At 61.3% G+C, this 5,376-nt stretch carries 5 protein-coding genes and 1 pseudogene; 4 read left to right on the top strand and 2 right to left on the bottom strand.

Annotated features, from left to right (window positions below):
* Nucleotides 1-157: 157 nt before the first annotated feature.
* Nucleotides 158-1,099: a type I restriction enzyme endonuclease domain-containing protein gene (locus tag VB777_RS05585; protein WP_323247610.1), complete on the bottom strand. Its 942-nt coding sequence runs from the start codon at nucleotides 1,097-1,099 to the stop codon at nucleotides 158-160.
* A gap of 146 nt (nucleotides 1,100-1,245) precedes the next feature.
* Here VB777_RS05585 and VB777_RS05580 point away from each other — a divergent pair, with 146 nt between their 5' ends.
* From VB777_RS05580 to VB777_RS05565, 4 genes and pseudogenes are all read left to right on the top strand, one after another.
* Complete coding sequence (locus tag VB777_RS05580) at nucleotides 1,246-2,001, top strand: SDR family NAD(P)-dependent oxidoreductase (RefSeq protein ID WP_323247608.1); 756 nt, start codon at nucleotides 1,246-1,248, stop codon at nucleotides 1,999-2,001.
* A 99-nt stretch (nucleotides 2,002-2,100) separates the two neighbouring features.
* Nucleotides 2,101-2,409, top strand: a complete 309-nt coding sequence (locus VB777_RS05575; RefSeq protein WP_323247607.1) for a hypothetical protein — start codon at nucleotides 2,101-2,103, stop codon at nucleotides 2,407-2,409.
* A gap of 161 nt (nucleotides 2,410-2,570) precedes the next feature.
* A pseudogene (locus tag VB777_RS05570) lies at nucleotides 2,571-2,809 on the top strand (ADP-ribose pyrophosphatase); the annotation flags it as partial.
* Nucleotides 2,810-2,917: 108 nt separating this feature from the next.
* Nucleotides 2,918-4,297, top strand: a complete 1,380-nt coding sequence (locus VB777_RS05565; protein WP_323247605.1) for a nicotinate phosphoribosyltransferase — start codon at nucleotides 2,918-2,920, stop codon at nucleotides 4,295-4,297.
* Nucleotides 4,298-4,741: 444 nt separating this feature from the next.
* Here the strand turns inward: VB777_RS05565 and VB777_RS05560 are convergent.
* A partial coding sequence (locus tag VB777_RS05560) for a hypothetical protein (RefSeq protein WP_323247603.1) occupies nucleotides 4,742-5,376 on the bottom strand: 635 nt, incomplete at its 5' end.

Here is a 5,376-nt window from a genome sequence, read left to right as displayed (position 1 = left end):
GGGCGCTTCTGCTTGAGGATCGCGGCTACTCGCTCATCCCCCAGGTGCTCAGGAACCCGTATCTGCAGGTCATTGCCGACGATGTGGAGAGCAGCAGTCCTCCTGATGGAGCGGACCACCTCCACCCTTAATCCAAGGACCTCCTCTGGAATGGCGGTCATCGGAAGTGCCTCTTGCCCAGGTCCATGAACCGCACGATCACGGCATCCACCAGTGCCTTGTCCCCAAATGGTTGATCCAGGATGGACCGCTTGATCTGCTTTTTGATTCGGGCGACTTCATCCCACTTGTCAAAAAAACCGACGATCTGGGTTGCCCCCTGGAATTCGCTGACCAGTTCTTTGGTTAGGTCCAGAACCCGCTGATGGGTTGCATCATCCATGGCATTGTCTCCTGATGCCTTGCTGATCTCTGCCATCAGCGATCTGTAGAACGCTCCTTCTGTATCGCTCAGTCCAAGGTCCTCATTCTGCTGGGTCTTCTCCCCTTCCATGCCGACACGGAACAGCAGGAGTTGCTGGACTAGTTCCGCCCACTTGTTCTGATACTTCTGGATGATCTCCTCCAGGCGCAGTGAGAGGGACTGGTAGTACTCGGGATCATCGTCCAACCTGACCTTGAGATGTGCCTTGATGGCGTGTTCCACCTCAGATGCTTTCGCTCGGTCATTGGTCTGAGCGGCGAGGACCTGCTCAAACTCCACATCAAAGAGTTTTGTGGGCGGCACCCGTGGGTCAACACCCGTGGCACGGACATGTTCCTCAATTAGTGCTCGGACTTTTTCCCCGCACCCCACGATGTCCAACTGCTCATCCCGATAGCGGTTGCGGCATCCGATCACCACCTTCCCCAATGCCTTCAGATCAGCAAGAAAGGGATTGGCGGCTGGATCGGGTAGGACAATTTCTACCTGCTTGGCAAAGGTCCGAAAGTCCGCCTCAAACTGCTGACGCTTCAGTTCGTCCTCCAAAGCAGCGATACAGGCATCAACGTCCTGCAGGTCATGCCCCCTGAGGTGTTGCTTGATCCTGGTGTGTGCTGCCTGAAGTTTGGGAATCTCACACTTAAGAGACTGCTGAAAAACCCCTTCAAGGGCCATTCAGCCCGGGAACGCCTGACTCCGAGCCCAGTGTTCACGGGCGCTGCGCCCAGAGGTCAGACTCAAGTCATGGCGACCTCGGGACTTTTTCAGCAGGCTCTTAAGCTGCTCATAAAGCAGGCTTCACCACCAGCAGGAATCCCCAGGTGTTCTCTCTCGCATCACGAGTCGCTGTGATCACGGGCGGCAACGGAGGAATCGGGCTTGGGATAGCCACCGGCCTAGCCAAGGCAGGGGCTCATGTGGTGATTGCCGCTCGAGATGCCGCGAAGTCCGAATCAGCGCTTCGCACACTCAGCGCCATCGACCTCGAGGCGATGGCGATCCAGACCGATGTCACCGATGAGCACGCAGTCACCGAGCTGATGAGGCAGATCGAGCGGCGCCATGGGCGCCTGGACATCCTCGTGAACAATGCGGGCATCACCATTCGCGCACCCGCCCAGGATCTCTCTCTTGCCGAGTGGAACGACGTCATCTGCACGAACCTGTCCAGCACGTTCCTGTGTGCTCGCGCTGCCTATCCGCTGATGAAACGCTCAGGCGGCAAGATTATCAACATCGGCTCAATGCTGTCCATCTTTGGCGCTTCGTTTTCGGCTGCCTACGGAGCAAGCAAAGGGGGTATCCTGCAGCTCACCAAGTCGCTGGCGGTGGCCTGGGCTCCGGACAACATTCAGGTCAATGCCGTTCTGCCCGGGTGGATCGACACCGATCTCACGCGTGCAGGGCGTACACAGATCCCGGGCCTGCACGAACAAGTGCTGGCCCGCACCCCCGCAGGGCGCTGGGGCACTCCAGACGACCTCGAGGGGGTGGCCGTGTTCTTGGCCAGTGCCGCTTCGAACTACATCACGGGTGCCGCCATCCCCGTGGACGGAGGATTCTCCTCATCGATCTGATCGCAGCAGAGGACGGGGCAGCAAACCAGCCATCCCCTTCATCCAGCCGAGCCGCCATGCCAGAGGGAGTGGCTCGAACGGCAGAACAGCATGATGAGAGTGATTGCCAAGCAGCCACACAGCTGGTTCCTCGTTGAGGACGGCACGCGCCTGCCGCTGGACGTGAACTGCTCTCATGGCGCCGTGTCATACGGCTTTGCGATGGAACTCTCTGCAACGGAAACGGAGGGCTCTATTCATCATGGGAAAGGCTTCATTGCCGATCTCGCGAGGCGAATCCAGAATTCAGCTCCTGGAGCGCAAGCGAGCAGTTCACCCTATCGCGAAAAACTCCTCGCCAGTTCAGAGCGCAACCAGATGAACCCCGCCATCGCCTCCTGGATCCAGGAACTCGATTGCGAGCCCTGATGCGAGCTCTGAACTTTGCGAAGCAGCGAGAGAGCTCACGTGAACCCTGCACCTGTTTCCTGGGTCCATGTCACCCCATCAGCATGACACCCATACCCATCTCCAGATGCGCAGCCTCCGTCCTTGACCGTCACCCTTCTCCGGGAAAGGTGCCCTGATCCGTGCTGGAGGGCTCGATCGCCGGCAGCCATGTGTTCGATGCACCGGGTCGGTCGGCACGGGGGCGGGGATCACCCATGCCTTTCTGATTCAGCTCAAGGCCGGTCCCCTGCCCGCGGTCCGCGGCGCCGATGACGCCAAGAAGGCGTTCTGGATACCGCTGGCGGACATCTACGCCCACGCAGACAACTTCTTCGAGGACCACGTGCAGATCATCCAGCACTTCATCTCCCGGATCTGAGCAGCTACCGCTTCACTGGAGAGCGTGTTCAACCCTGTTTGGTTGCTTGCTTCTGGCCTGGGTGGACCGGGCCGGGGCGCCTCCTTACTCTCGTGCGGAGAGCACACCATGGAAACCAACCTTCTCTTCGATACCGACAGCTACAAGACCAGCCACTGGCTCCAGTACCCCCCCGATCTCACTGCCATGGGGGCCTACCTGGAGAGCCGCGGCGGCGAGAACCCTGCCACCCTCTTCTTCGGGTTGCAGATGCTACTGCTGCAGTCCTTCACCACCCCGATCACCCAGGCGGATGTGGAGGAAGCGGAGGAGTTCTGGCAGAGCCACGGCCTCCCCTTCAATCGTCCGGGCTGGGAGCGTGTGGTGCAGGTGCACGGGGGCCGGCTGCCTCTGCTGATCCGCGCCGTACCCGAGGGCAGCCGGGTGCCCACTGGCCAGGTGCTGATGACGGTGGAATCCACCGATCCCCAACTGGCCTGGCTGGTCACCTGGGTGGAGACCCAGCTGCTGCGGATCTGGTACCCCACCACAGTCGCCACCCGCAGCTGGGAGCTGCGCACGGTTCTAGCGGCCGCGCTGGAGCGCTCGGCGGATGATCCCGCCGTCGAGCTGGCCTTCCGCCTGCACGACTTCGGCTCGCGCGGGGTCTCCAGCCTCCAGAGCGCCGCGATCGGCGGTCTGGCGCACCTGATCGCCTTCCGCGGCAGTGACACCGGCGCCGCCCTGGTGGCCGGCCGCCGCTACTACGACTGCCCCATGGCCGGCTTCTCGATCCCCGCTGCCGAGCACTCCACGGTCCTGGCCTGGGGGCAGAAGCACGAAGCGCAGGCCTACCGGAACATGCTCGATCACTTCGCCCGCCCGGGAGCCGTCCTGGCGGTGGTGTCCGACTCCTACGACCTCTGGAACGCGGTGGATCACCTCTGGGGAGAGCAGCTGCGGCCGCAGGTGATCGAGGCGGGTGCCACGGTGGTGATCCGCCCAGACTCCGGCGATCCGGTGCGGATCGTGTCGGAACTGCTCCGGCGCCTGGAGGCCCGCTTCGGCAGCCGGATGAACGGCAAGGGCTACCGCGTGCTCCAGCACGTGCGGGTGATCCAGGGGGACGGCATCACCGCCCAGACCCTGCCCCTGGTGCTGGAGGCCGTCCTGGCGGCGGGCTTCAGCGCCGAGAACGTGGCCTACGGCATGGGCGGCGGCCTGCTGCAGCAGCTGAACCGAGACACCCAGCGCTTTGTCTACAAGGCGTCCTGGGTGGAGCGTTCGGGCCAGATCCTGCCGGTGCACAAGCGCCCGATCACCGATCCGGCCAAGACCAGCAAGGCCGGCGTGCTCGATCTCATCCACACCGGTGGCACCTACCGCACGATTGTGCGCCCCTTGCCCGGGATCCATCCCGACTCCTGCCTGCAGACCGTGTACGAGGACGGCGAGCTGCTGAACCGCTGCAGCCTGGATCAGGTGCGTGAGCGGGCCGTCCTCGGCTGAGGGCGGCAGCAGCAGGTCCATCCAGTTAGCCCTCTTGCCCTGGGGGAGAGACCTTCGCCTGCTCAGGGATCGCCGGAACGCGCGTCCCTCACCTCGGTGCTGGAGTGCAACAACTCCGGTTGCGGTTGTTGCGCAGCAGAGCTGAACCGGGCATCGCGGCCATCTGCAACGAGCTGAGCAGATGCGAACGAAGAACAGGAGATTCCGAATACTCTCGGATCGCGCTTGATCCCAGCACTGAACTGCTGTTCTTGCCCATGGGCCCACGCCCACCCCGGCTGGCAAGATGCGATATCTCTTCACCAAGTCCCACAGCCACAGACACCAATCCTGTCCCTGTCGCCGCCAATCGGAACCAACCAATCTGGCAGAGGCATGCCATGCAAAAAACCGACGCGGGATTCAACACTCGAATCGCTGGGCCATTCCATCCCCTTGGCAATTTTATTGAAGCCATCGAAAAGAGCGGCGCAACTGCTCCGCTCCATTTCGATCACACCAACGACCGTGTGCAAAGACGAGCTGTTCTGGATTCCAGTCCAGCAAACGCCTCAAGGAACGCCGGGCATCCTGTTTTCGAGGACAGAAGGCCAATCGCAGATCCAAAGGAGCCTGCCCATCCGGCTCAACACAGCCCCCCACCCGCAGCAGAAAACCGTACTGCCAGCTCACTTTGTTGAGCCTGGAAACCTCAAATTTTTCAATGAGGTCAGCCAGAATCAGAGTAGAACTTTTCCGATGGAAAAACACAACTTCATCCAGATATAGATTGCCAGCAAAAATCATCTGATCCAGATCCTGATCCCACTCAGGTGGAGGAGCATCCCGCAAGTCAGCAGAAAAAGCCACATCCATTTTCTGCTTGATCACCCGCTCACGCACACCTGGGGAGGCCCAGGCAATGGCTCCAGGATAAGTCTTGAGCCAAGCACCAATATGGACATAGTGGATCTGCCTGCGTCCCCTGCAGTGGTGTAAATCCCCCGGCATTCCCACCCCGGCGTAGCCGGGGTGGGCCGCGCACCTCAGTCGATCGGCTCCACAGCTGACGTTGCAAGGGGTGGGCAGGCCCGTTTCCC

Origin of the sequence: Synechococcus sp. CCY9202 (genome assembly GCF_034931685.1) — a bacterium.
GTDB lineage: Bacteria > Cyanobacteriota > Cyanobacteriia > PCC-6307 > Cyanobiaceae > CBW1002.
Note: the sequence above shows the minus strand (reverse complement) of the source record. Positions and strands in the feature narration are given on the sequence as shown.